Source organism: Ohtaekwangia koreensis (assembly GCF_900167975.1).
GTDB classification, from domain to species: domain Bacteria; phylum Bacteroidota; class Bacteroidia; order Cytophagales; family Cyclobacteriaceae; genus Ohtaekwangia; species Ohtaekwangia koreensis.
Genome location: NZ_FUZU01000003.1, coordinates 906,644 through 932,434 on the forward strand (window position 1 = coordinate 906,644; position 25,791 = coordinate 932,434).

The 25,791-nt window shown below is 42.6% G+C and carries 23 protein-coding genes; 15 read left to right on the forward strand and 8 right to left on the reverse strand.

Annotated features, from left to right (window positions below; genetic code table 11):
- Window positions 1-31: 31 nt before the first annotated feature.
- The gene (locus B5Y40_RS22845; RefSeq protein ID WP_079689146.1) at window positions 32-907 is read right to left on the reverse strand and encodes an AraC family transcriptional regulator; all 876 of its coding nucleotides are present in this window, start codon (window positions 905-907) and stop codon (window positions 32-34) included.
- Between the two features lie 226 nt (window positions 908-1,133).
- On the opposite strand from B5Y40_RS22845, the gene B5Y40_RS22850 reads away from it, so the two are divergent.
- Together B5Y40_RS22850 and B5Y40_RS22855 are read left to right on the forward strand one after the other, a co-directional pair.
- Entirely contained in the window at window positions 1,134-1,844 is a 711-nt protein-coding gene (locus B5Y40_RS22850; RefSeq protein ID WP_079689147.1) for a pirin family protein, read from the forward strand.
- An 87-nt stretch (window positions 1,845-1,931) separates the two neighbouring features.
- Window positions 1,932-2,498: an NADPH-dependent FMN reductase gene (locus tag B5Y40_RS22855; RefSeq protein WP_079689148.1), complete on the forward strand. Its 567-nt coding sequence runs from the start codon at window positions 1,932-1,934 to the stop codon at window positions 2,496-2,498.
- Here B5Y40_RS22855 and B5Y40_RS22860 read toward each other — a convergent pair whose 3' ends face one another.
- From B5Y40_RS22860 to B5Y40_RS22870, 3 genes are all read right to left on the reverse strand, one after another.
- Complete coding sequence (locus B5Y40_RS22860; protein WP_079689149.1) at window positions 2,499-3,041, reverse strand: YceI family protein; 543 nt, start codon at window positions 3,039-3,041, stop codon at window positions 2,499-2,501.
- A gap of 67 nt (window positions 3,042-3,108) precedes the next feature.
- A complete protein-coding gene (locus tag B5Y40_RS22865; protein ID WP_079689150.1) occupies window positions 3,109-3,726 on the reverse strand; it encodes an HD domain-containing protein in 618 nt (205 codons plus the stop codon).
- A 13-nt stretch (window positions 3,727-3,739) separates the two neighbouring features.
- Window positions 3,740-6,091, reverse strand: coding sequence for a GAF domain-containing protein (locus B5Y40_RS22870; protein WP_143785889.1), 2,352 nt, complete (start codon window positions 6,089-6,091; stop codon window positions 3,740-3,742).
- 432 nt (window positions 6,092-6,523) lie between these two features.
- Here B5Y40_RS22870 and B5Y40_RS22875 point away from each other — a divergent pair, with 432 nt between their 5' ends.
- The 8 genes from B5Y40_RS22875 to B5Y40_RS22910 all read left to right on the forward strand — a co-directional run bounded on the left by B5Y40_RS22875 (window position 6,524) and on the right by B5Y40_RS22910 (window position 14,067).
- Window positions 6,524-7,138: a TetR/AcrR family transcriptional regulator gene (locus B5Y40_RS22875; RefSeq protein WP_079689152.1), complete on the forward strand. Its 615-nt coding sequence runs from the start codon at window positions 6,524-6,526 to the stop codon at window positions 7,136-7,138.
- A gap of 45 nt (window positions 7,139-7,183) precedes the next feature.
- On the forward strand, window positions 7,184-8,467 hold the full coding sequence (locus B5Y40_RS22880; RefSeq protein ID WP_079689153.1) for a TolC family protein: 1,284 nt from the start codon (window positions 7,184-7,186) through the stop codon (window positions 8,465-8,467).
- Window positions 8,468-8,478: 11 nt separating this feature from the next.
- Entirely contained in the window at window positions 8,479-9,378 is a 900-nt protein-coding gene (locus B5Y40_RS22885; protein WP_079689154.1) for an HlyD family secretion protein, read from the forward strand.
- A gap of 39 nt (window positions 9,379-9,417) precedes the next feature.
- Window positions 9,418-10,341 carry an ABC transporter ATP-binding protein gene (locus B5Y40_RS22890; protein WP_079689155.1) on the forward strand — a complete coding sequence of 308 codons (924 nt, stop codon included), beginning with the start codon at window positions 9,418-9,420 and terminating at the stop codon, window positions 10,339-10,341.
- The gene (locus B5Y40_RS22895) at window positions 10,338-11,078 is read left to right on the forward strand and encodes an ABC transporter ATP-binding protein (protein ID WP_079689156.1); all 741 of its coding nucleotides are present in this window, start codon (window positions 10,338-10,340) and stop codon (window positions 11,076-11,078) included. The genes B5Y40_RS22890 and B5Y40_RS22895 overlap by 4 nt, the downstream gene beginning before the upstream one ends.
- 15 nt (window positions 11,079-11,093) lie before the next feature.
- On the forward strand, window positions 11,094-12,200 hold the full coding sequence (locus B5Y40_RS22900) for an ABC transporter permease (protein ID WP_079689157.1): 1,107 nt from the start codon (window positions 11,094-11,096) through the stop codon (window positions 12,198-12,200).
- Complete coding sequence (locus B5Y40_RS22905) at window positions 12,197-13,315, forward strand: ABC transporter permease (protein ID WP_079689158.1); 1,119 nt, start codon at window positions 12,197-12,199, stop codon at window positions 13,313-13,315. The genes B5Y40_RS22900 and B5Y40_RS22905 overlap by 4 nt, the downstream gene beginning before the upstream one ends.
- A gap of 266 nt (window positions 13,316-13,581) precedes the next feature.
- Window positions 13,582-14,067, forward strand: a complete 486-nt coding sequence (locus B5Y40_RS22910; RefSeq protein WP_159453785.1) for a retropepsin-like aspartic protease — start codon at window positions 13,582-13,584, stop codon at window positions 14,065-14,067.
- A 15-nt stretch (window positions 14,068-14,082) separates the two neighbouring features.
- On the opposite strand, the gene acnA is transcribed toward B5Y40_RS22910, so the two are convergent.
- Both acnA and B5Y40_RS22920 read right to left on the reverse strand, forming a co-directional pair.
- Window positions 14,083-16,839, reverse strand: a complete 2,757-nt coding sequence (gene acnA / locus B5Y40_RS22915; RefSeq protein WP_079689160.1) for an aconitate hydratase AcnA — start codon at window positions 16,837-16,839, stop codon at window positions 14,083-14,085.
- Between the two features lie 223 nt (window positions 16,840-17,062).
- A complete protein-coding gene (locus B5Y40_RS22920; protein WP_143785890.1) occupies window positions 17,063-17,290 on the reverse strand; it encodes a hypothetical protein in 228 nt (75 codons plus the stop codon).
- 370 nt (window positions 17,291-17,660) lie between these two features.
- Here B5Y40_RS22920 and egtB point away from each other — a divergent pair, with 370 nt between their 5' ends.
- From egtB to B5Y40_RS22945, 5 genes are read left to right on the forward strand one after another with little or no spacing between them, the layout of a single operon-like run.
- Window positions 17,661-18,803: an ergothioneine biosynthesis protein EgtB gene (gene egtB, locus B5Y40_RS22925; protein ID WP_079689162.1), complete on the forward strand. Its 1,143-nt coding sequence runs from the start codon at window positions 17,661-17,663 to the stop codon at window positions 18,801-18,803.
- Window positions 18,804-18,806: 3 nt separating this feature from the next.
- A complete protein-coding gene (locus tag B5Y40_RS22930; protein ID WP_079689163.1) occupies window positions 18,807-19,775 on the forward strand; it encodes an L-histidine N(alpha)-methyltransferase in 969 nt (322 codons plus the stop codon).
- Window positions 19,776-19,816: 41 nt separating this feature from the next.
- Complete coding sequence (locus tag B5Y40_RS22935) at window positions 19,817-21,211, forward strand: ATP-binding protein (protein ID WP_079689164.1); 1,395 nt, start codon at window positions 19,817-19,819, stop codon at window positions 21,209-21,211.
- Between the two features lie 21 nt (window positions 21,212-21,232).
- Entirely contained in the window at window positions 21,233-22,891 is a 1,659-nt protein-coding gene (locus tag B5Y40_RS22940) for a response regulator (protein WP_079689165.1), read from the forward strand.
- An 11-nt stretch (window positions 22,892-22,902) separates the two neighbouring features.
- Window positions 22,903-23,181, forward strand: coding sequence for a UBP-type zinc finger domain-containing protein (locus B5Y40_RS22945; protein WP_079689166.1), 279 nt, complete (start codon window positions 22,903-22,905; stop codon window positions 23,179-23,181).
- A 277-nt stretch (window positions 23,182-23,458) separates the two neighbouring features.
- On the opposite strand, the gene B5Y40_RS22950 is transcribed toward B5Y40_RS22945, so the two are convergent.
- Together B5Y40_RS22950 and B5Y40_RS22955 are read right to left on the reverse strand one after the other, a co-directional pair.
- On the reverse strand, window positions 23,459-24,952 hold the full coding sequence (locus tag B5Y40_RS22950) for a glycine betaine ABC transporter substrate-binding protein (RefSeq protein WP_079689167.1): 1,494 nt from the start codon (window positions 24,950-24,952) through the stop codon (window positions 23,459-23,461).
- Window positions 24,949-25,734: an ABC transporter ATP-binding protein gene (locus B5Y40_RS22955; protein WP_079689168.1), complete on the reverse strand. Its 786-nt coding sequence runs from the start codon at window positions 25,732-25,734 to the stop codon at window positions 24,949-24,951. Before B5Y40_RS22955 ends, B5Y40_RS22950 begins: the two co-directional genes overlap by 4 nt.
- Window positions 25,735-25,791: the final 57 nt, after the last annotated feature.

Sequence of the window (25,791 nt, forward strand, 5' to 3'; positions counted from 1 at the left end):
GTAGAGTAATGATAATCCCCCGGCTAAGGTTCTATTCTAAATGATTGGCAACTTCCTTTTTATAGTCCGTAAAATTTATACCGGATCCATTTTTAAAATACTTGCTGAAATGTGCGAGATCATCAAAGCCGAGGTCGAATGCAATCTCTTTCATACTCGTATCAGTATATATAGCGTGTCGCTTGGCTTCCAGGATAATCCGTTGCTTAATGTGGTCACTCGCAGGTAGACTGGTAATCTTCTTTACGGTCTCATTTAAATGATTCGGTGTAACGGATAATGCATCGGCATAGTAACTCACCGTCTTTTGTTTTATAAAGCTCTTCTCTAGCAGATCGAGAAAATTTTTAACAAGCTCCATACTCTTCATATGCAGCGCATTTATATCAGACTTATGATATTGTCTCGTCAGGTAGATCAGGAATATTTTCAGAAAGCCTCTTAATATTTCGCTTCTCAGCAGGAAAAAATTGCTATACTCCTTCATCATTTTCTGAGTAACCTCAAGCATCTCAGCACTCATTTCTTCTGTTACGCGAATACCAGAGCCCGGCAATTTATAGAACAACCCGGTGTTGAAAAGCAGATCGTAATTATCTTCCGTGAGACAAAAAAATTCTGAAGTAAAGGAAATTACATAGCCTTCTATCGCTGCGTCTGCCTTTAGTAAATGCACTTGTCCTGGAGTAAGACAATAGACAGTATCGTCATGAATTTCAAATTTGTCAAGATCGATCAAATGTGTTCCCGAACCTTTTCGAATCCAAAGAATAACAAAGTAGTTATGTTTGTGAGGTACTGAATTTTGTTCTGCGCGATTCTTTTCTATCCACTCCATCGTATGGATTTCAAACGGAGTATTTTTTACCGGATCACCAAGCTCTAATATTGGAGTTGTTTGTTGCATATACTTTCAGACGCAATGTTAAATTACAACAGCTTTCAAATTTACATCTTTTATGATAGTCGGTAACATCAAGAGGCAGAAAACGGTCTCCCCGCATTCATTTCTTAACCTAGTTCAACGTCACTACCGTACCAAGGGCTGTAGTTTTACGATCTATATAGAGCTATAGCTTTTGTTCGTTCATAAGCACGGCTTTTTTTAAAAACAACATAACGGAAAGAACAACATGCACTATCAAATTTATAAACCAGCCGAACGTGGCGTGAAAGACATTGGCTGGCTGCAAAGTAATTTTACATTCAGCTTTTCAAATCACTACGACCCTATACGCAGTGGCTTCGGACTATTGCGCGTTTTTAATGATGACTTTGTTAAACCTGAAAATGGTTTCGGTCTGCATGCCCATACAAACATGGAGATCATTTCCATTATGCTCAGCGGCTCAATGAATCATATAGATTCTCTCGGCTATAAAGAGGTGGTAACAAAGGACTGGGTACAGATCATGAGTGCGGGAAGCGGCTTGCGCCATGAAGAGCATAACGTTGGTACGGATGACGTAAACTTTCTGCAGATCTGGATTGAACCCAAAGTTCAAAATATAGCACCGCGTTATCAGCGGAGATATTTCCCGGAAGAAAAAAGATTGAATAAACTGGTGACGGTAGTGAGTTCTGAAGAAGGACAAGGCCACTGCTGGATCAATCAGAATGCAAAGCTATCGCTCGGCCTTTTTGAAAAAGGACTCGAGGTGAAGTATACATTCAACCCGGTCAATAAAGCTGTATTTATATTTGTGATCAGTGGTTCCATTCAGGCTAATTCACAACCGGTAGGCGAACGACATGGTATAGGAATCTGGGATGCTGATACAATCAACCTGAATTTTTTATCAGAGAGCAGAATTATTATCATTGAAACTCCGATCAATCCATAAGTATATAATGTTGACCTCTATAAGTATATCTTTTGGTCGACCTTAAATTGGATGCTTAAACTAAAAAGAAGCTTTTAGCTATATATCATGTACAAACTTAGAATTATTACCTCGACCACACGCCCTGGCAGAAAAGGAGAATCTATTGCAGAATGGACACAAGAAATTGCAAAATCGCATCAGGACTTTGATACCCGTATACTGGATCTTGCCGAGATAAATTTACCATTCATGGATGAAGCAGCACATCCACGCTTGCAACAGTATGAACATGAGCACACTAAAAAATGGAGTGCACAGATTGAAGAGGCTGATGCTTTTATCATTGTATTGGCAGAGTATAATTATGGCTTCCCTGCTCCTATTAAAAATGCACTTGACTTTCTGCACAATGAATGGGCCTATAAGCCTGTTGGTTTTGTTAGCTATGGAGGACTCTCCGGTGGAACGCGTTCGGTACAGATGCTAAAAGAAGTGGTTACTACACTTAAACTCGTTCCACTCACCGAAGCTGTAACAATACCTTTTTTCTCTAAGTATTTTGATGATCAGGATACTTTTAAAGGGGATGAATCGCTGCAGAAATCAGCACATATACTCTTTACTGAACTTGCCCGCTGGACGAAAGCACTGGCAACCTTGCGCACAAAGTAACTAAGTGTTTACTTTTAAGAGTTGAACATCGCAGGCCACCGTCACCATATCATCTATCAGAACACCTTGTTTATCAAAGAAAGTATTCCAGGTGATATTAAAGTCCTTTCGGTTCAACACCAGGTTGAACCGAAAGCCTGCTTTCAGATTTCCCATCGGGTCTTGTGTAATGCCCGCGAATTCAACCGGTAGGGATACCGTTGCTTCTGTCCCTTTGATACGCAGACTCCCTTCTACCATTAAGCGGGTGTTATCTTGTTGTACTTTACCTGAATGAAATACAATGGTAGGAAACCGATTTGCATCCAAAAAATCTGCAGATCGTAAATGAGCATCGCGCTCGTTGTTCCCAGTAAAAACAGAATGTGAATAGATCGTTATGTCGATCTCGCACTCCCGGAAATCATCATGCTCTGTGATCACAGAACCTTCGAATTCCAGGAACCATCCTGAAACAAAAGTCAAAAGCAAATATTTTGTTTCGAACCTGATCTTCGAGTGAACAGGATCCACAATCCATTTCTTTATAGTTGAATCGGTCATGGCTGTTTCTCCGGTTGAAATTTATTCCAACGAATATATATTTATTCAGGATAAATTCAGGCGGTTCCTATTGTTTTAGTTTAGCACGAAGCCAGGCTATATTCTTTTCTTTACCACCTTGCTGTTGTACCTGAGCATACGTTGTATGAAATGTATGGCTGGACAACAATGCGAGCGATTTACTCCGCCATGCATCCTTACTGATTTTTTTCTTATAAAGAATCTGATACTCCTTGCGCATCAGTTTACTTCGATCCTTGAACTCTTTGGTGCCAAAGTGAAACAGATCAGCATCACATAAAATCTGTTCCAACAGATCATGAGGCCGCTGCGGCAGGCGTGTAGCCAGTATACAACTTTTAACACGGGCTATATTTACAGGGTCAACTTGTTTTGCTGCAAGAAATCCCTCTACGCGGAGTGCTCCCTTTTCTTCATGGTGAAAGGGATCATCAAAATAACCAATATCGTGAAACCAGGCCGCGGTAATCAATATAGTATAATCTTCATCACTCAACTTGTAATGTTCTGCAATTCGCTTCGCGGCTTTTACAACGGACTTTGTATGATACAGGTCGTGATACTGCAAAATCGATTTGTCATGAAATTTACCAAAGATAGTCTTGACATACTTCTTCGATGATTCTATAATACTGGAATCAACAGAAAGACTCTTGGTCTTCATACGTATAGAAATTTTAGTGATATTTAACTCCCACACGTAACGCCTTCAGGCGGTTTACGCCTTGCAGTTCTTCGAGATCAAGGTATTCAATATGATCTTCGAGTAAACCCGTTTTCTGCAGCTCTTGTATATAGCCTACATATTCCTGCGCTTCCTGCTGACTAAAATATACCATCGCGATCTTGCCAGGCTGGGTCAGGCGTTCTTTCGTGTTCTTGATCAATACCTTGTCGATCCGCTTTTTGATCACCTCATATCGTATGTTGTACGCTCCTTCTACATCGAAACGTCTTTCATCATTCCGAAAACTTATATCGATCGGGTTGGCATGTATAAAGATCAATTGTGTAGTGTGCAGTTGCCGGCTCATCTGAGGCAACAACCGTTGTGTGAGTCGCGCAATCTCAGCCATAGATTGTAATTGCCACCTGCGGAGTTGCTTCAGGAAATCATGTTCAAAATGTTTATCAGGCGCAATCGACTGGCCTATGTATATATCGTACTCTATACCGTCTGTTCGGAATTTCTCGAAGTAAAAAGGATATATAGTTTGAAGTTCTTTCTGAGCATTGTCGAAGTACTGATTTACCTTCGTGTTTATAAGCTGTAAAGAAGTTTCCAACTCCCATCGGTTTTTAAAAGCAGAGCCTTCACGCTCATCAATTGCAGTAAAATATGTATCTATAGCATCACTTGTTTGAGGATACGTCTTTTTCATTTCCAGCAGATACGGATTCACTTCGGACTCGAGGAAGTGATTCAACGCTACTTCATCCTTCGAATTGAAATAACCATCTATATGTTCCGACCACCGTCTACATTCATCACTCAAGGCACCATCCGTATGGTTGGCCTTAGCATTCTGAATGGTTTCCAACGTGGCTGACAACACTGTGAGTTGATTTTTGATGTCTTCATGAATAGCACGGTTTCGTTCCGAAGTAGAGTTCCGAACATCGATTGCCCCATACAATGGGTATACGTCTTCGAACCGTACCGTTTCTATTCCAGGATTACTCAGGTCACTATAATTCTTACGCAAATGCTTCCAGGCAGCTTCATTGAATTTCCATTGAACCGATGGCTGCAATGAGGTAAACTTGTCACGGATAATATTTTCGATCTTTGCATTAAACTCATCGCGGCTAAACTTCAGCAGCTGGGCAATCAACGGCAGGGCCGACTGTACTTTGGAGAACAGACGTTCATCAAACAACACCCGATGCATCGAGTATATCTCCAGTACACCGGTTAATTGATTATGATAAAATACAGGAAGCAACGCATACGAATCAACACCGGTCGGCTTCAACAGTAAAAGCAAAGGATCGTTCGAATCATTTTCTTGTGATATAGCATTGTATGCCACCACCTTTGGATTCTCCTGATACTCCTTCAGCATCGCGCTTAAGGATTCTTCCGTGCGGCCGGAAGCGATTAATGCATTAATGAGTATACTTTGAATATTCTCATCGTTGGCAGCAAAGATAGATTTGCCATTTACACCTACAATGGGCGCAAGACGGAACTCGATCATTGCATTGCCTGCTATATTTTTAAGCGTCTGCGCGATCTGCAGGTACTGATCATTGCTATAGGAATGCTGTACCATCACATCACGGATGTTCTGCAGAGAGTGTTGAAGCGTTACATCGGTTAACGTAACAACCGTAAATCCATCGAAGGTGAATTTATCAAGCGGCAACATTTTCTTTAACCGGCAAGCCAGTGCTTCAGACTCCGTGCCATCGTGTAGATATATAGCCAGCAGGTCGTAGTCCAATACGGGAAGCTCGCCCTCAACCTGTATATCGATGAACTGCGTGTCTACATGTACTTTGTAAAACTTCGAAAGTTTTGTTTTTGAATCTTTGTATGAATACACTATATCATTCTTGACCAAAGACGAAATGTTGTAAAATCGCTCGAGTACAAGTCCATACATAAACTGCGTTTCCTTGCCAACACCACAGCTGTCATTGGAGGGGCGTTTTTGTTCCTTGCTTGTATTGTTATCAGCCAGGAATTTTGAAAGACTTTCAGTGCTAAAGAACAGTGAACCCGGAAGAGGCGTGCTTAGTCCCCAGAAGGTCTCACGCTCGTCCGCGACCAGCGGAGTCATCACAAAGTATACAATTTCAAAAAGCTCCTTGTATTGGGAAATATCTTTGACTGCCAGGCTTGAACTCCAGGACGGATTATTTTCAAAGCGGTCAATTATATACCGGTAGTATTCAGTTTTAACCGTACGTTCGGTTTGAAGACGGTTTCGTAGATATTGTAAAAAAGGCCTAAAAGACAACGTGACCTGCGCCTGTTGGGAGACTAGGTCGAATTCATCAATGGGGACTAAAGTAGTTTGCATAGTAGCTTTCTCATCATTCTGTACGTTTAAACTGATGAACGGCTAACTTTAATTCCCGTATGGCGATAATAATTTGTATAGCGCTGATTTTCATTGGAAAAAATGCCTTGCGCACTTCATGATTGCTATTTACAAAACTGAACACACGGACAATATTTTCCATGCATTTGCTATTCTGCGCATAGCTTGCAAGTTGATTTCATTCGTTGCCAATGCCCCAATATAGATCTGGATGGCTCTTGCTTGATCGATGAGACCTCAGGCTTATGAAGCACCATAGATTTATGGGAACCATTTCATTACCAGCAAGTCCTTCGCCTATAGCCTAAAAAATGTACCGTCATTAAGTCAAAAATTAATCATTTGATTAAATCTTTTGATTAACATGTAACATTTCTATCTTTACACCCGTACTTGAAGGTATTACCGAACATGGCAAAAAAGAAAGTTGTAGAGGCTGATAAGACGACAGAAGAAAAAATAAAGGAAGCTGCCCGTACGGTATTTATGAAGAAAGGATATGCTGGCACGCGCACACGTGACATTGCAGAAGAGGCCGGTTTAAACCTCGCCTTGCTCAACTACTATTTCCGTAGCAAGGAGAAGTTGTTTGAAATTGTTATGATGGAAAAGATGCAAAAGCTCTTTGGCATTATTGCACCCATTCTGAATGACAGTACGACCACGCTTGAAAAGAAAGTAGAGCTTGCTGCTGATACCTATATACATATGCTATTGGAAAATCCTGACCTGCCCATCTTTGTTCTTAGTGAGATTAGAAATAATCCGGAGCGATTTGCCAGCAAGGTACAAGCAGGCAAGCTGATTCAGGATTCACATTTTGTAAAGCAGATCAAAGAAAAAAGACCGGATATGAATCCGCTGCATTTTGTGACGAGCTTTTTAGCACTGATTGTGTTTCCATTTATAGCAAAGCCTGTTTTACAGGATGCGGCTAACCTCAGCCCGAAAATATTCAACGCTATGATGGAAGAGCGGAAGGCATTGATTCCGCTTTGGTTCAAGGCGCTGATGAAGGCCAAGTAATTTTTTTGAACATTATTTAATCAAATGATTAAAACAAATAATTAAATGAACGCTATACATTCAATCACACTTACCATAGGGATGTTGTGGGGCACAGTGCTTCCCTCCTTTGCACAATCCCCGAAAGTCCTGACCATTGAGGAGTGTTATGCGCTGGCCGAACAGCACTATCCGCTGACGAGGCAGCGTGACCTCATTTCGAAAACACGCGACTACTCGCTCGAAAATGCAGCGAAAGGATACCTCCCGCAATTTAGTATTAATGGACAGGCAACGTATCAATCTGCCGTAACACAAATTCCCATTGCTATACCCGGATCCGATGTACCTGTGCTGAGTAAAGATCAATATAAACTATACGCTGAAGTAAACCAGACTATATATGATGGTGGCGCCATTCGTCAGCAAAAGCAAACGCACGAAATAAACGCAGCCATAGAAGAGCAGAAGCTGGCCGTAGAACTATATAAACTCAAAGAACGAATCAATCAATTATACTTTGGCATTCTGCTCACCGATGAGCAGCTGAATCAAAACGAATTACTGAAGAGCGATATTCAGCTTGGAATAAAAAAAGTACAAGCTGCCATTGACAATGGTGCTGCTTTTAAAAGCGATGCTGATGCATTGAAAGCAGAACTGCTAAAGGCCAATCAACGCACGATTGAACTGAAGGCCACCAGGCTTGCTTACCTGGATGTACTTGGAATGTTCGTCAACCAAACACTCGCCGAAAACACAACGCTAACCAAGCCGCCCATTCTTTCTGTCTCGCAGGAAATTAAACGACCCGAGTTAACGCTATATGATTATCAGAATAAAAGTATTGATGTACAGTACCAGATGCTCAATGTTAAAAATAATCCGCGTCTTGGATTGTTCCTGCAAGCTGGCTATGGCCGTCCTGCATTAAATATGCTGAGCAATGATTTTGAAGGATACTATATCGGTGGTGTTCGTCTAAGCTGGTCTCTATCCGGATTATATACTCTTAAAAAAGATAAAGCACTGCTGGAGAATTCACGCAACACCATTGCGCTTCAGCGCGAAACATTTTTATTCAACACACAATCGACCGGCAGACAACAGCATGCAGAGATCACGAAGCTACAGGAATTAATAGGATCGGATGATGAGATCATTGCACTGCGTGAAAGTGTAAAGAAAGCATCCTCTGCGCAACTGGAAAATGGTGTAATTACCACCAACGATTACTTGCGTGAAGTAAGCGCAGAAGACCAGGCCAGGCAATCTAAAATTCTTCACGAGGTACAATGGCTTCTCGCACAATACACCCATCAAACCACAACAGGAGGACTAAACAATTAAAATATAGTGTCATGAAAAAAATAATGATCATAGCTGTTACTGCTGCGTTGCTTGCGTCTTGCTCCGGCAATGAAAATCAATACGATGCATCCGGTACATTTGAAGCCGTGGAAGTGATCATCGCAGCGGAAGCGTCTGGAACAATTCAGGCTTTGAACCTGGAAGAAGGACAAGTTTTGCAAGCGGGACAAGCTATAGGAAGTATAGATAGTATACAGCTATACCTGCGCAAGAAACAACTTCTGGCACAGATCGCAGCGGTGTTAAGTAAACGCCCGAATGTATCGTCACAACTGGCAGCATTGCGCGAACAGTTGAAACAAGCTGAGCGTGAGCAACAGCGCATTACGAATTTGCTAAAAGCAGATGCCGCTACACAAAAACAACTGGACGATGCCAATACACAGATCGCAGTAATAAAAAAGCAGATCGAAGCGCAACAGTCGTCACTCAATATAACCGCTGCCAGTCTCAATGAAGAAACGCTTCCATTAACGGTGCAGGTGGAGCAACTCAATGATCAACTGAAAAAATGTACGCTCATAAATCCTGTGAACGGCACCGTGTTAACAAAGTACGCAGAGACAAATGAAATGGCGGTGAACGGCAAACCACTTTATAAAATTGCTGACCTCTCTGTAATGATACTCCGTGCCTATATTACCGGTGATCAATTTGCGCAGGTAAAAATCAATCAGCCCGTAAAAGCTCTGGTAGATGCTGCCGAAGGTAAATATACCGAATACACCGGCACGATAGAATGGATTAGTGATAAGGCAGAGTTTACTCCCAAAACCATTCAAACAAAGGAAGAACGTGCAAACCTGGTATACGCCACCAAGATCAAAGTCAAAAATGACGGACGCCTGAAGATCGGCATGTACGGAGAGGTAAAGTTCTTTGATAAATAAACACCTGTAATACCAACACAATTAATAAAACATAAAGCCATGGCAAGTCATCCAGCTCTTGTTGTAAATGACCTTACCAAAGTATATGGGAAGGACAAAGCCGTTGCTGTTAACAAAGTATCTTTCACGGTTGATCGCGGTGAACTATTTGGATTGATGGGTCCTGACGGAGCCGGTAAAACGAGCATCTTCAGGATGCTTACAACGCTCCTCCTACCGGACGGAGGAAGCGCATCTGTGGATGGCCATGATATAATCAGGGATTATCGTCAGATCAGAAATACAGCCGGTTATATGCCAGGTAAATTCTCATTGTATACTGACTTAACCGTAGAAGAAAATCTGAATTTCTTCGCTACAGTGTTCAACACCACGGTTGAGGAGAATTACCATTTGATCAAAGACATCTATATTCAGCTCGAGCGCTTTAAAGACCGGAGGGCCGGTAAGCTTTCCGGTGGTATGAAACAAAAACTGGCATTGTGTTGCGCTCTGATTCACAAACCTACCGTGCTGTTTTTAGATGAACCTACAACCGGGGTTGATCCGGTTTCCCGAAAGGAATTTTGGGAAATGCTGAAACGTTTGAAAGATCAAAACATTACCATCCTGGTTTCAACGCCCTATATGGATGAGGCAACGCTTTGCGACCGCATCGCGCTGATCCAGCAAGGCAGCCTATTGTCCATTGATACCCCGGAAAATATAGTGAAGTCCTATCCGGATATACTATATGCCATACGCGCTTCAAAAATATCTTCACTTCTCAAGGTGTTAAGTACCAATGAAGAAGTGGCCAGTGCCTATGCATTTGGAGAATACGTACACGTAACGTTCAAGCATGAAGGGCCACACGAAAAAGATATACTCGCTTTTCTACACGAACAAGGTTTGGAAGATATAGAGATCAAGCCTACAGAGCCCACCATTGAAGACTGTTTTATCAAACTATTAAAAAAATGAGCGAGACGGTTATCCATGCAGAGAATCTTACCAAGCGCTTTGGCGATTTCGTTGCTGCCAATGCATTAACGCTGGAAGTATATAAAGGAGAGATCTTCGGTTTTCTCGGAGCCAATGGTGCCGGTAAAACTACGGCGATGCGCATGTTCTGCGGATTATCTATACCTACCTCGGGTAAAGCCACAATTGCAGGATATGATGTATACCGGCAGACGGACCTTATAAAAAAGAATATAGGGTATATGAGCCAGAAGTTTTCACTATATGAGGACCTTACTGTACTGGAAAACATCCGGTTCTTCGGAGGGATCTATGAACTCAGCAATGCGCAACTTAAAAGCAAGAGTGATGAACTGATCACGCAGTTAGGTTTGCAACACGAAGCCAAAAAATTAGTATCTGGTTTACCCTTGGGATGGAAACAGAAACTATCATTCTCAGTTGCCCTGTTGCATCAACCTAAAATTGTTTTTCTGGATGAACCTACGGGCGGTGTCGATCCGGTAACCCGCAGACAATTCTGGGACTTGATCTATGATGCCGCTGACAAGGGCGTCACCATTTTTGTGACCACACACTATATGGATGAAGCTGAATACTGCAACCGTATCTCCATTATGGTTGATGGAAAAATAGAAGCACTCGATAGTCCGGGAAATTTGAAAAAGCATTTCCAGGTTGACTCGATGCATGAAGTATTTTATCAATTGGCACGCGGTGCAAAACGGGGCGAGTAACATTATTATATAGCAATGAAACAATTACTGGTATTTATAAAGAAAGAATTCGCGCACGTGCTCCGTGACAGGAAAACTTTGTTGATCCTTTTCGGCATGCCGGTCGTTCAGATTCTTATTTTTGGTTTTGCACTCACCAACGAAGTCAAAAATTCAAAGATACTAATCGTTGATAATGCTAAAGATATAGTATCACAACGGCTCATTACACAACTTGAAGCGAGTCGTTATTTTGAAATAGAAAAAGCTGCAAGGAATCATGATCAGATAGAAGAAGGCTTCAAAGCAGGAAAGATAAAACTGGCCATTGTATTCCCTGCTAATTTTCAAAATGAACTCCTGCATCAGAATTCTGTACAGGTACAGATTCTCGCAGATGCGTCCGATCCGAACAATGCAACAACGCTGATCAACTATGCATCATCTGTTATACAAGACTATCAATCGCAGCTTAATCAAACAGCAACGGTTCCATACCGAATTATACCCGAGATGAGAATGCTCTATAATCCACAGCTAAAAGGTGCCCATAACTTTGTGCCTGGTGTAATGGCGCTTGTACTTATGCTCGTCTGTGTGATGATGACGGCCGTCTCCATTGTGAAAGAAAAAGAAACGGGCACCATGGAAGTACTACTCGTCTCTCCTTTCAAACCGATCCTGGTAATTTTGGCAAAGGCAGTTCCGTACTTGTTACTTTCATTGATCAACGTGGTGTCTATACTATTGCTGAGTGTATTCTTGCTGGATCTTCCTATACATGGCAGCATCCTGTTACTCTTTGCCGAGAGTACATTGTTCATTATTACATGCCTGACGCTGGGGATTTTTATTTCCGTGAAAACTGACTCGCAGCAAACAGCCATGCTTATATCATTGATGGGAATGTTACTTCCTACCATTCTGTTCAGTGGCTTTATGTTCCCCATTGAAAATATGCCTTTACCGTTACAGATCATTTCAAATATAGTGCCTTCCAAATGGTTTTATATCATTGTGAAATCAATCATGATCAAAGGGCTCGGTATAGCAGCCATCTGGAAAGAGACACTGATACTGGTTGGTATCACTTCGTTTTTGTTAGTGATCAGTTTAAAGAGCTTTAAAATCCGACTGTCATGAAAGTGATAAAATTCTTACTTGAAAAAGAGTTCAGACAAATATTTCGTAACCGATCTATATTGTTGCTCATCATGGTGATGCCTGTTATCCAATTGATCTTGCTACCGCTGGCGGCAAATTACGAAGTAAAAAACATCAATCTCTCCGTTGTGGATCATGATCACTCTTCCTATTCACAAAAACTGATTTCAAAAATTACCGCGTCCGGATATTTTAAACTGACCGGATACGAGCAATCGTATAAAGATGCTTTTCACTTGATCGAGTCCGATAATGCAGATCTCATTCTGGAAATTCCGAATGGATTTGAACGCAACCTGATCCGTGAAGACGAACAAAAACTATTGGTGGCGGTCAATGCAATCAATGGTGTAAAAGCGAATTTAGGAGGCGCATACCTGGCCAGCATAATCCGGAATTATAATACAGATATCAGGTTCGAACTATTGCCTTCAGAAAAATTCAACCAGGTTCCTATGATTGACATCACATCCTCAAACTGGTTCAATCCATTGCTCAATTATAGAGTATATATGGTTCCGGGTATATTAGCGATCCTGGTAACCATGATTGGAGGTTTCCTGACGGCATTGAACATCGTGAAAGAAAAAGAAGCAGGCACGATCGAGCAGATCAATGTTACCCCTATAAAAAAGCATCACTTTATACTCGGCAAGCTTATTCCGTTCTGGATATTGGGAAATATAGTGTTCATCATCGGACTGCTGGTATCCTGGTTAATATACGGTATAGTACCTGTGGGAAGCCTCGCACTACTCTTTGGTTTTATTGCTATATACTTGCTCGCGGTGTTAGGGCTAGGCCTGCTTATCTCCACGTTTTGCGATACGCAACAACAGGCCATGTTCATCATGTTCTTCTTCATGATGATCTTTATACTGATGGGTGGCTTATTCACCTCCATTGACAGCATGCCTGATTGGGCAAAGACTGTTACCCGATTTAATCCCGTAAGTTACTTGATATCGGTTATGCGTATGGTGATTCTGAAAGGCAGTAGCCTGTCCGATGTATTGCCACATTTAGGAGTTGTAGCACTGTTCGCTATTGGACTGAATGGCTGGGCGATTCTGAATTACAAGAAAGCAAATTAATATAGCGAACGATATTTATATAGGTATATTTTACGATCGCAATCGCACAGCTTCGTTCAATACCGATCGAAGTAAATTTCAGGAAACTCATTTTCTGAACCTTAATCATTCTTTTCAAAGATGGCATCGTTCTTGGAATGCCTATAACGGTATAGATGTAGTGTCCAAATATAGGAATACATCTGTAACTCGGTTCTAGTACCAAACGTCTAAGTATATATGATTCATTAAATGCAGGATTGCCAATGGCTCTCCGGTTACACGCTATGAAAAAAAAATACCTCATCAAATTCTGTCTGTGCTGTCTTGTCCTTGCAGGCGTACTCGAGTGTCTTGCACAGGATACTATCGCCTTCAAGATCATTCGCAATGTTGCCATTATAGAGGGTGACATCAATGGAACGCTGGCCCTTTTTATAATCGATACCGGTGCCAGCATTACGCTGTTGAATGAATCACTGTCGACTCTTTATAATTTCAGGGTTGTCGATAATAAGTACTTCGCCCGAAGACATATCGTAGGACTAGGTGGCCGATCCATGATTAAAGAAGTCCGATCGGCCACAATAAAGATTGGTGCTATTGAAATCAAGTTCATCAACAAGGCGTCTGATCTGGATAACCTGACCGCTTACTTTGACGACCGCGAGGTAAAGATCGCAGGCATTCTCGGCACCGATGTGATGACTGCACTTGGAGGCAAAATTGACTTTAGCACGAGCCGAATTATATTCACTTGCCTCCATAAGTAAATATAGTATACCGCATCAGTTACGGATCAACAACTGTCGCAACATATACTGTAAGATACCATTGTTGCGATAGTAGTCGATCTCGATTTTACTATCGAGCCGACAAAGCACCTTGAATACTTTGGGAGATGTACCATCTTGTGAATCTGCCTGAATTGAAATTATCTGGAATGGCTGAATGCCTTCGCGAAGGTCAGGAATAGAATATACTTCTTTACCTGTGAGACCAAGACTGGTATAGCTTTCCCCTTCCAAAAACTGAAGTGGCAGCACGCCCATACCCACCAGGTTGCTTCGGTGGATCCGTTCGTAACTCTCCGCTATAACTGCCTTTATGCCCAAGAGAAATGTACCCTTCGCAGCCCAGTCGCGCGATGAGCCGCTGCCATATTCTTTACCCGCCAATACGATCAAAGGCGTGTTCGTCTCTTTATACTTTACAGAAGCATCGTATACAGTCATCTCCTCACCGGTGGGTAGATATACTGTATAGCCACCCTCTCGTGATACGAGTTTATTTTTAATCCGCACATTTGCAAATGTACCGCGAATCATCACTTCATCATTTCCTCTTCGCGATCCATATGAATTGAATTCGCTTGCAGGAACACCGCGACTTAGCAGATATTTACCTGCCGGAGATTTTTCGGTGAACGATCCTGCAGGAGAAATATGATCGGTGGTAATTGAATCCCCTAGCATCAACAACACGCGAGCCTGTGTGATCGGCTGTATCGATGCGGGTGTCTCCGGAAGATCCACGAAGAAAGGAGCTTCCTTCACATACGTGGATTCAGCATCCCATTTATAGGCTTTACTCTGTGGAGCTTCAAGCTTCGCCCAACGTTCATTGCCATCGAATATCTCTCCGTAATTCTTTTTGAAATGTTCTTTTCTAACCACACGATTCACCACCGAATGAATTTCCTCTTCGCTTGGCCATACATCTTTCAGGTATATATCTTCACCTTGTTTGCCTTTGCCTAGCGGCTCGTTATAAAAATCTATATCCATCCTTCCGACAATCGCATATGCGACCACCAGCAGAGGCGACATTAGAAAATTCATTTTCACCAACGGGTGAATGCGTGCTTCAAAATTTCTGTTGCTTGAAAGCGTTGCCCCTACCATCAGGTCATACTCCTGTATAGCATCTGCTATGGGTTCTGGCAGTGGTCCTGAATTTCCAATACAGGAAGTACATCCATACCCTACTACATTAAATTTCAACTGCTCAAGTTTGGACAGTAAATCTGCTTCAAGCAAATAATCCGTTACAACTTTAGAGCCTGGTGCGAGACTTGTTTTTACCCACGGCTTGGTTTGCAACCCATGGGCTAGTGCTTTTTGTGCGAGCAACCCTGCGCCAATCATAACATCGGGGTTCGAAGTATTGGTACAACTCGTGATGGCCGCAATTACTACAGCGCCATCTTTCAGATCAAACGTCTCTCCCTGGTACGTAACCCGCGCCTGATGAACACCCGGATGTTCAATTCCCTTTGCTGTCGGTGGCAGTATATTTCCGCCCTCTCCTTTCCACTTGGATACGGTTTGTCCGGAGACAGGTTTAAGTTTTGATGCATACGCCTTCTCAAGTATATCATGAATCGCTTCCTTTGCCTGACGCAGGTTGATTTTATCCTGCGGCCGACTTGGACCTGCAATGGAAGGCTCCACTGAATTCAAATCCAGTTCAACGACCTGACTATACGTTATAGCATCTTCGTTCTCACGCCACAATAAATTCTCTTTGGTATAGCGCTCTGTCAATTCAACAATGCGTGCGGGGCGATTGGTCTTCTCCAGGTATTCCAGTGTTTTTCGATCGATCGGAAAGTATGTAATGGTACAACCAAACTCCGGAGACATATTTCCAATGGTAGCACGGTCGGGCACCGATAGTGAATCAAGTCCTTCACCAAATACTTCTACAAACTTGCCAACTACTTTTGTTTTACGAAGTAAATTTGTGATGGTCAGTACCAGATCAGACGCTGTGCTTCCTACAGGCAATCTGCCTTTCAATTTCAATCCTACAACTTCAGGCACTGTAAAAAAATGCGGCTGTCCCAACATAGCTGCCTCTGCTTCTATACCACCTACACCATACGCTACTATACCGAGTCCATTTACCATGGGTGTATGCGAGTCGGTGCCCACCAGTGAATCCGGGAAAACAACTCCGTTACGTTCAGCGACACAGGTTGAAAAATATTCCAGGTTCACCTGGTGACATATACCCATCCCCGGAGGGACTACTGAAAAATTATCGAATGCTCCTTGTGCCCATTTTAAAAAGCGATAGCGTTCACTGTTGCGTTCATATTCGCGGTCTACATTTAAACCGTATGCATTGTTATCTCCGTAGTAGTCTACTTGCACCGAATGATCGACTACAAGATCAACGGGTATAAGCGGATTGATACGCGACAGGTTTTTCCCCTTGCGTGCCATCTCACTTCGCAGTGAAGCTATATCAACAATGGCCGGCACTCCAGTGAAGTCCTGCATCAACACACGCGTTGGCATGAAGGGGATTTCCTTCTCCTCAGGATTGGGACTCCAGTTCAACAACGTACTCACGTGATCTTTACTTACAACGTAATCATCAAAATGCCGGATCGCATTTTCAAGCAGCACGCGAATACAAAACGGCAACCTGGAAATGGCATGACCCTGCTGTTGTAACTTCCGAAGGCTATAAAAAGAAAATTTAGTATTGTCTATTGTCAGGTGGTCTGTGATATTCAAATAGTCTTGTGTTACCATGATCGTGTTCGTTTAATGACGAGTATAGTATAAAATCCTGCCAGCGAAATCAGGCTACAACGGAACCGAGAGATTACAATATCCCGTAGGACAATAGTACTATAAATTCATTATAATTGTCAAAAACGGAATGATGCAGAAGTGATGGGAATGGGATGAGCGGTAGGAAGTATGTATGAGACCGCGGAAGCTAAAAATGTATCTGGGGCATTGCCGCCTCACCTCAGTACTTTTTACCTATAGCAAGCAGGGCAAGTGTAATCGCATTTATTTTCAATCCTCGCTGCAGCATGAGTTTTCTTGCTGATCGAAATTGAGAGCACATTCTGAAAAGGACATTCCAGTTTTCACGATCCTTATCAAGCCATTCAAATAAAAGATCGTCTTCGTCATCACAAGATATATACATAGCAAACTTGCGACAAAGAATAGTATAGTAGTTTTCGCGCACAGGGTTTAGTCTTTTAAAATTTTATATGTTCCTCGGAACGAAAACAGATTGATACAACCAATTTCATAAATCGAACATGGAAGCGTATTGTAAAGCTCGTTGTATACTATGAAACCGTGGTTACGAACAGATTAAGATTCTGCAAACTTTCCCAATCAGTTGATACAAAAATATTACCATAGCACCGAGACATCTTCCAGGATTCATACAAATCTGTCGATCCATAATCGCCCCTATAACTACAAACACAATATTGTTGCTATCGGTTTAATAAAATGCTTTATTTTCACGCACTGGCATTATAATTTAAAAAAGTACCAGTAAAATTCAGGTAAACCATTCCAGTTACGTTCCTGTTATATTTTCCAAAATGAAGCATCACTATCAAGCTATACGGAAGTTATCAGAAAAAATTTGTGCCCCGCTTCAGAAAGAAGACTATGTGGTTCAGCCAGTTCCGGATGTAAGTCCGCCAAAGTGGCATCTGGCACATACAACGTGGTTCTGGGAAGAATTCGTTCTTTCACAGCATGTTAAAAACTATAAACGTTTTCACCCACGGTACGCTTTTTTGTTTAACAGTTATTATGATAGCGTAGGCGAACGTGTGCTCCGTCTCCATCGCGGCAACATGTCACGGCCAACGGTTGATGAAGTATGGGCGTATCGCGCGCATGTTGATGAGCAGATGATGGCGTTTCTTCCATCAGCATCGGAAACCGTTATCCGCCTGGTCGAACTAGGACTCAACCATGAACAGCAACACCAGGAATTACTCTATACGGATATAAAATATATTCTCGGACACAACCCGCTTTTTCCTCCGTACCTGGAAGATTTTAAGGAAACACTTTTCATCGAGCAGGATCATAGCTATATACATATCCCGCAAGGATCATATTCAATCGGCCATGACACTACTTGCTTTTCATTTGATAATGAACATGCGCGTCATGATATACAGTTACCATCTTTTGCAATCCGGAAAAGTCTGGTTACAAATGGGGAATATATAGAGTTCATCAAAGACAACGGCTATAAAAATCCACTCCTCTGGTATAGCGATGGTTGGGCATGGGTAAATGAATTTAAAATTGATAGTCCGCTATATTGGTATCCAAAAGAAGGTAACTGGTATCGTTATGCACTTTCCGGTTTCGAAAAAGTAAATGAAGCTGAGCCCGTCACGCACATCAGTTTTTATGAAGCTGCTGCATTTGCAGAATGGAAAGGTATGCGATTACCAACAGAATTTGAATGGGAAGTAGCCAGCGATCAATTTCAATGGGGACAACGATGGGAACATACTAATAGCGCTTATCTTCCTTACCCGGGCTATAGGAAACCCGCTGGTGCTGTTGGAGAGTATAATGGGAAGTTCATGATCAATCAAATGGTTTTGCGTGGCGCATCCGTGGCTACACCACCGGAGCATTCACGAAAAACGTATCGCAATTTTTTTCATCCACCGCTGCGATGGCAATTCAATGGCATCCGGCTTTGCCAAAAATAAAATATGATTATAGTTGACGACCACCACACCGTTGTAGCACGTGCTGTAGAAGAAGGCTTTGCTAAAAACCCAAAGCGATTGCCTAGCTGGCTTTTTTATGATGAAGCTGGCGACAAGATTTTTCAGGCGATCATGCGCATGCCGGAGTATTACCTTACGGGATGTGAATATGAGATTTTGCAAATGAACAAAGAACGTCTTCGTCAGCGCTTTGTTGACGATGGAAGTATATTTGATCTGATTGAGTTTGGCGCTGGAGATGGATTCAAAACCGAAATACTACTTCGTCATTTCAGTGACGCTTCTACCCTGTTCAACTATTTGCCGGTAGATGTTTCTGCTACGGTATTAAGTCAGCTCACCAAACGCCTTGCACTCTCCGTTCCTTCGCTTGCTATACAACCGATCAACAGTCGGTATGATGACGCTATACATATACTTCAGGAGGAAGACAAGAATAGAAAAGTATTTTTATTTTTAGGCGCAAACATCGGTAACTTTACCACCCCAGAAGCAGAACAATTCGTGTCCACCATTTCAAACGGAATGGAAGCAGGAGATCAGTTGCTCATTGGGTTCGATCTCAAAAAAGATCCGCGTCTCGTACAAGCAGCGTATGATGATCCGCATGGTATTACCCGAAGTTTCAATATGAATTTACTCTTGCGGCTCAACCGTGAGTTGGGCGCCAATTTTCAACTCGATCAATTTAAACATTATCCATATTACGATCCTGAAAGCGGCATGACGAAAAGCTACCTGGTAAGTTTGCGCGAACAGGACGTTACGCTGGAAGTATTAAACAAAAGTATACATTTGAATCGCTGGGAGGTCATTCACACGGAAGTGTCACAAAAGTATGATATACCGATGATTGAAAAGATCGCGGATCGCACTGGACTGGAGATCACCGATTTCTACTACGATTGCAAACATTATTTCTCCGATGTACTGTTCCGCAAGAAAAGCTGAGTTACCTTCGGAGCAGTCATTAAAAAAGTATATATTTTATCATGGATATTTTAACCGCGCTTAGAGCAGTTCCCGAGTTCAAAGACCTGGCAGAAAGCCATTTGATATGGCTGATGGAAAAAGGCACTGTCTCAACTCTGAAAGAAGGTGAAAAGTTTTTTACCTATGGCGATCCCATTGATACCATGGCTATCGTTCTGGAAGGAGAAGTTGATCTATACCGTGCACAAGGTAACGGCTCGCGATATCTCGGAGCAGTGGAGAAAGGTGAGATCACCGGTTTACTACCATACTCCCGTTTGAAAACTGCTGCTGCAGAAGGTATCGCATCACGTGATTCAACCATCTTTTATCTGCACAAAGATAATTTTATGGAACTTGTGCGTGAGCATTCTCCTCTCGCAGAAATCCTTGTGCATACCATGACGGATCGTGTTCGCGACTTTACTCACCAGCAACAACAAGATGATAAAATGATGGCGCTGGGTAAACTATCGGCAGGTCTTGCACATGAACTGAATAATCCTTCAGCTGCTATAGTTCGTAGTGCGCAAGAATTGAAAAGACATTTAGGCAACGCTCCTGAAAAGTTCAAGAGTGTTATCAAGATACAAACCACAGCAGACATTGTAGACAAGGTTAACGAATTTATAGTGGCCAAGTTGGATGAGACAACAAGCCAGCAGCCTTTGTCGATGATGGAGAAATCAGAGCGTGAAGATGCTATGGCGGACTGGCTCCAAAATATAGGGCTCGAAGATGCATATGAAACTGCCAGTATATTTGTCGACTTCCATATTCAACCAGAAGATATGGAATCGCTGAATAAGATCCTGCGTCCCGAAGATCGTGTAGCGGTGATAAACTGGATCGGCCAAACGTTTACAACGGAACGGCTGGTGAACGAAATTGAAGAAGCTTCGCGAAGGATCAACGTTCTTGTTACTTCCGTTAAAAGCTATACACACATGGACCGCGCTCCTGAAAGAGAACGCGCTGACCTGCGAGCAGGTATACGGAATACACTTACTATGCTCAATCACAAGATCAAAAAAAATCAGGTCACCGTTGTTGAAAATATACCGGATAATTTTCCACAACCCTGTATATATGTAAGCGCTATGAACCAGGTTTGGACAAACCTTATCGACAATGCATTAGACGCTTTAGAAGGAAGACCAAACGCTACACTGGAGATCAAGGTCGAAAAAGATCGTGAGTTTCTGATCGCTTACATCATCGATAATGGCCCGGGCATTCCTGCTGATATACTGGATAAAATATTTGACTCGTTCTTTACGACTAAACCTATAGGAAAAGGAACGGGCATTGGCCTGGAAGTAGTACGCCAGATCATTCTTCAGCATAATGGAAAAGTAACCGTTAAATCAGAACCCGGCCGTACTGCGTTTGCCGTTTGTATCCCTATTGACTAAAACCAAGACACGACTCACACTATGAAAAAACCGATACTATTTATACTCGATGACGACATGCAGGTTCTTCGTGCCGTAGTGCGCGACCTTCGGAATCAATATGGGAAGGACTATCGCATCGTAAGCACTGCCTCTGCAAAAGAAGCGCTGGGTTCGTTAACAGATCTGAAAAATAAAAATGAAGCTATAGCTTTATTTCTCTCCGATCAACGGATGCCAGAAATGCTAGGCGTAGATTTTTTACAGCAGGCAAAAGAAATTTTTCCGGAAGCCAAACGTGTGTTGCTGACGGCATACTCTGATACTGAAGCGGCTATCAAAGCTATCAACGATGTGCAGCTTGACTATTACCTCATGAAACCGTGGGATCCTCCGGAAGAAAAATTATACCCTGTACTTACGGATCTACTGGACGAGTGGCAGAGCAATCATATTCCTGATTTTCAGGGTATACGTATAGTTGGATTTCAATTTTCACCACGCTCACATCAAATCAAAGATTTTCTTTCGGGGAATCTTATACCGTACCAGTGGCTCGACTTTGAATCAAACACTGGTCGCGACCTTGTGGTATTAAATCAAATTGAAGCGAAAGATCTTCCTGCTGTATTTTTTGAAGATGGATCTTTCCTGTTGAATCCGGATATACGTGAGGTTGGTGAAAAGACGGGCATGCGATCCAAAGCATCCAAGCCTATGTACGATGTTACAATCATAGGCGCAGGTCCATCAGGATTAGCGGCAGCAGTATACGGTGGCTCGGAAGGACTGGCTACCGCGATCATCGAGAAGCGCGCACCGGGCGGACAAGCGGGAACAAGTTCACGCATCGAAAATTACCTTGGGTTTCCCAATGGTTTAAGCGGATCAGATCTTTCAAGACGGGCGCTTTCGCAAGCCACCCGCTTTGGAGTTGAATTTCTATCACCACTCGAGGTGATCAGTATATCTGTAAAAGATCATTATAAAATAATTGAACTTGCTGATGGCAGCACGCTCAACACAAAGAGTGTAATCATTACCACAGGCGTTGACTATAGAACTCTTGAGGCTATAGATGTAGAGCGTTTCACCGGAGCGGGTATATATTACGGCGCTGCTACAACGGAGGCGCACGCTTGTCGTTCGAAAGATGTATATGTAGTCGGTGGCGGAAACTCGGCAGGGCAAGCGGCAATGTACCTTGCAAACTTTGCCCGTGAGGTTCACCTCGTGATTCGAAAGGAAGACCTTAACGCAACGATGTCGAAGTATCTGATTGATCAGATCGGTGCAACCAAAAATATAATACTTCGTCCACGCACGGTGATAAAGCAAGTATTCGGTGGCGACCGGCTTGAAGAAGTTGAACTTGAAAATATAGCAACCGGTGAAAAGGAAAAGGCACAGGCTGCAGCACTATTCATTTTCATTGGTGCACGTCCGGTCACGGACTGGATCACACTGGATATTATAAAGGACGAAAAAGGTTTTATTGAAACAGGGCGTGAACTGTTAAAGTATGAATCGTTTAAAAAAGCATGGAAGCTCACACGCGAACCGTATCTGCTTGAAACCTGTAGTCCTGGGATATTCGTTGCCGGAGATGTACGCTCCGGTGCCATGAACCGTGTAGCCTCTGCTGTAGGCGAAGGCGCTATGGCAATTAAATTTGTTCATCAATACCTGGCAGAAAATTAACGCTATACTATATGGCAAACGAACAAGAAGGATTGTGTAAGCATTTGCAGGAGCTTCACACCTTAAAAAAAGAAAAAGAACATGTATGCGAAGAGTGCATTAAGACCGGTGATGAGTGGCTACATCTGCGTACATGCCAAACCTGTGGCACTACACTTTGCTGCGATTCCTCGCCCAACAAACATGCATCACAACATGCTCATAAAGCCGGACATCCAGTCGCTATATCTTCCGAACCTGGAGAGCGCTGGGCCTGGTGCTATATAGATGAGCAAATTGCAGAGTATTAACTTTTCCAATCTCAATTGCCTCGGGATTAATCCCGAGGCAATTGAATGAGGTTTTATTTAATGTGCGACTATAGAGTTAAATCTGGAAAAACATTTCTTCGCACATGCAGCAAGATTTCAATCTGCTATTTTTAAAAATTACACACTAAGCGCGGATCAACCATTGTGCTCTTCACATATGCGCAGGCCGCCCTAAAACATATATACAAACATCCATTGCCTCGGGATTAATCCCGAGGCAATGAATAAATTTCTAGTATATATACTACTGAATATATTATAAACTCCTTTGTCGCAGATGGCGGGGAATGAGGATCCATTCCAGTCCTTCGAAGATCAATTCTAAGGTGATGGCTAATAATGCTGATGGGATGGCGCCTTGTAGGATTAACGATGTGTTGTTAAGGGCAAGTCCTGTTACTATGAATTCACCAAGACCTCCAGCGCCTATAAATGCTGCGAGTGTTGCCGTACCTACATTGATCACGGCTGCGGTGCGAATTCCGGTAAGGATCATCGGCATGGCGAGGGGCATTTCTACGAGCCTCAGCCTTTGCATGCGGGTGAGGCCTATAGCCAATGCTACGTTCTTTAATGGAGGATCTACTGAAAATAGTCCGATTACGGTATTGCGTAAAATGGGAAGCAGTGCATAGAGAAATAAAGCGATGATGGCGGGTATAGTGCCAATGCCGGCCAGTGGAATCAACAACGCCAGCAGTGCTATGGATGGAATGGTTTGCAATATACCGGTTGCATACAAAATCGCTTTTGAAAAAAGAGGGTATAGATATAGCAATATCCCTAATGGGACGGCCAGCAAAATAGCCGCGAACAACGCGAGAAATGTAAGCTGTATATGTACCCACGTCTTCTGCAGAATGATGGCTATATCTGTGTCTGATGCCACTGCTTTAGTTTTTCCAATAAGGTTCTTTGTCAAAAGGAATTCCTGTGCGATAGTGCGATGCGATTTTTTTTCGAACAATGCCTGAGAATTCAGGCGCTGCATGGTTTCCTCATTTATAGTACCTGTTAATTTATCAAGCAACGTACGCGCCCTTTCAGGCAACGACAAGGTATAAAATGAGACAGCCTGGTAATCAGGAAAAAACTTCTTGTCATCTTCCAGCACAAAAAGGCTATAGCGTTTGATTTCACCATCGGTTGAATATGCATCCGTTATATCAATCTTATTCTCAAGGATTGCCTGATACGCCAAACCATGCTCAAGGCCTGTTGGCTTTTGTGAAAGTGAATAATGTTGTGCAAGATTTATCCATCCATCAGCACGCTTCAATAGTTCGAAGCTGAGTCCTATCTTTAGTTCAGGGTGTTGCTTCAAATCGGAAATAGTCTTCACATGAAGTTTATCAGCCGATGCAACGGGAAGTACCAGCGCATATGTATTATTGAAACCGTATGGTCTTGAAATGCAAAGCTGAAATTTTGTACGCAGTATATCAGCGGCCTGTTGCATGTCGAGCGTTCGGTCTGCCTGCAGGATCTCTGCTGCAATGGTCCCTGTATATTCAGGATATATATCTATAGCTCCGGTGCGCAGGGCTTCAAAACTAACAGCAGTTCCTCCCAGATTAAATTTACGTTCTACTGTAAAACCACCATCTTCGAGAATAAGCGCGATCATCTCACTCAATATATACCCTTCGTTAAAGTGCTTGGCACCAACGCGAATAACAGTAGTATCCTGACTTTGTGCCATACCGACAACAAAATGCACAAACAGTATAATGATTAGAATTCGCTTCATTTTCTGCTTGTATAGTTATACTTGGTTTGCTCAATCGTAGCTTTATCACCAGTGGTTTTGATCTTCCCATGCTCCAGCAACACAAACCTGTCAGCAAGAATCTGTGCTTCTTCCCAATCATGGGAAACCAGCAAGATCGTGCGGGGTTCACTTTTCTGAATATCAATTAAGTGATCATAGATGGAATGCTTTGTCTCATAATCCAGAGAAGCAAAAGGCTCATCCATCAGTAAAACCGGAGGCTCAAGCAACATAGCGCGACACAGCCCGGCACGCTGCTGTTCTCCTCCTGAAAGCTGATACGGATATTTATCAAGATGTAGTAACGGAAGTTGTACCATATTCATGAGCTGTTCCACTCTTTTCCGGATTACATCGGTAGGCCTATGCGCAATCTTTCCAAGCAACGCTATATTCTCATAGATGGTAAGATGCGGGAACAAACCAACCTGCTGCACTACATATCCAATCTGTAAACGCATTGCCTGGATATTACCGTAATCAATAGGCTTTCCAAAAATTTTGACCTCGCCTTGGTCGGGGCGAATCATTCCATTGATGATCTGCAGCAATGTAGATTTACCACTGCCGCTTTTTCCTAAAATAGCGGTGATACATTCAGGCGCAAATGCCAGGGACACATCTGAGAGGATCCGCACCGTTGTATAGTGATGCCGTATGTTTATTAACTCAACCGGATACTGTGTCGTCAAAGGATGTAAGTTTGGATAAATATACACGCTGGCCACAACGTGAACAAATCGTGAATCGTTCCTTTCCATCGTTTACGGTGTAGCTATAAACGAATTTTAATATCTATATTTTGACGGCCGTATGAT

What these genes read in the sequence shown, in the direction of transcription:
- B5Y40_RS22845 (WP_079689146.1), bottom strand. Translation starts at nt 907, where the DNA reads ATGCAACAAACAACTCCAATATTAGAGCTTGGTGATCCGGTAAAAAAT.
- B5Y40_RS22850 (WP_079689147.1), top strand. Translation starts at nt 1,134, where the DNA reads ATGCACTATCAAATTTATAAACCAGCCGAACGTGGCGTGAAAGACATT.
- B5Y40_RS22855 (WP_079689148.1), top strand. Translation starts at nt 1,932, where the DNA reads ATGTACAAACTTAGAATTATTACCTCGACCACACGCCCTGGCAGAAAA.
- B5Y40_RS22860 (WP_079689149.1), bottom strand. Translation starts at nt 3,041, where the DNA reads ATGACCGATTCAACTATAAAGAAATGGATTGTGGATCCTGTTCACTCG.
- B5Y40_RS22865 (WP_079689150.1), bottom strand. Translation starts at nt 3,726, where the DNA reads ATGAAGACCAAGAGTCTTTCTGTTGATTCCAGTATTATAGAATCATCG.
- B5Y40_RS22870 (WP_143785889.1), bottom strand. Translation starts at nt 6,091, where the DNA reads ATGCAAACTACTTTAGTCCCCATTGATGAATTCGACCTAGTCTCCCAA.
- B5Y40_RS22875 (WP_079689152.1), top strand. Translation starts at nt 6,524, where the DNA reads ATGGCAAAAAAGAAAGTTGTAGAGGCTGATAAGACGACAGAAGAAAAA.
- B5Y40_RS22880 (WP_079689153.1), top strand. Translation starts at nt 7,184, where the DNA reads ATGAACGCTATACATTCAATCACACTTACCATAGGGATGTTGTGGGGC.
- B5Y40_RS22885 (WP_079689154.1), top strand. Translation starts at nt 8,479, where the DNA reads ATGAAAAAAATAATGATCATAGCTGTTACTGCTGCGTTGCTTGCGTCT.
- B5Y40_RS22890 (WP_079689155.1), top strand. Translation starts at nt 9,418, where the DNA reads ATGGCAAGTCATCCAGCTCTTGTTGTAAATGACCTTACCAAAGTATAT.
- B5Y40_RS22895 (WP_079689156.1), top strand. Translation starts at nt 10,338, where the DNA reads ATGAGCGAGACGGTTATCCATGCAGAGAATCTTACCAAGCGCTTTGGC.
- B5Y40_RS22900 (WP_079689157.1), top strand. Translation starts at nt 11,094, where the DNA reads ATGAAACAATTACTGGTATTTATAAAGAAAGAATTCGCGCACGTGCTC.
- B5Y40_RS22905 (WP_079689158.1), top strand. Translation starts at nt 12,197, where the DNA reads ATGAAAGTGATAAAATTCTTACTTGAAAAAGAGTTCAGACAAATATTT.
- B5Y40_RS22910 (WP_159453785.1), top strand. Translation starts at nt 13,582, where the DNA reads ATGAAAAAAAAATACCTCATCAAATTCTGTCTGTGCTGTCTTGTCCTT.
- acnA (WP_079689160.1), bottom strand. Translation starts at nt 16,839, where the DNA reads ATGGTAACACAAGACTATTTGAATATCACAGACCACCTGACAATAGAC.
- egtB (WP_079689162.1), top strand. Translation starts at nt 17,661, where the DNA reads ATGAAGCATCACTATCAAGCTATACGGAAGTTATCAGAAAAAATTTGT.
- B5Y40_RS22930 (WP_079689163.1), top strand. Translation starts at nt 18,807, where the DNA reads ATGATTATAGTTGACGACCACCACACCGTTGTAGCACGTGCTGTAGAA.
- B5Y40_RS22935 (WP_079689164.1), top strand. Translation starts at nt 19,817, where the DNA reads ATGGATATTTTAACCGCGCTTAGAGCAGTTCCCGAGTTCAAAGACCTG.
- B5Y40_RS22940 (WP_079689165.1), top strand. Translation starts at nt 21,233, where the DNA reads ATGAAAAAACCGATACTATTTATACTCGATGACGACATGCAGGTTCTT.
- B5Y40_RS22945 (WP_079689166.1), top strand. Translation starts at nt 22,903, where the DNA reads ATGGCAAACGAACAAGAAGGATTGTGTAAGCATTTGCAGGAGCTTCAC.
- B5Y40_RS22950 (WP_079689167.1), bottom strand. Translation starts at nt 24,952, where the DNA reads ATGAAGCGAATTCTAATCATTATACTGTTTGTGCATTTTGTTGTCGGT.
- B5Y40_RS22955 (WP_079689168.1), bottom strand. Translation starts at nt 25,734, where the DNA reads ATGGAAAGGAACGATTCACGATTTGTTCACGTTGTGGCCAGCGTGTAT.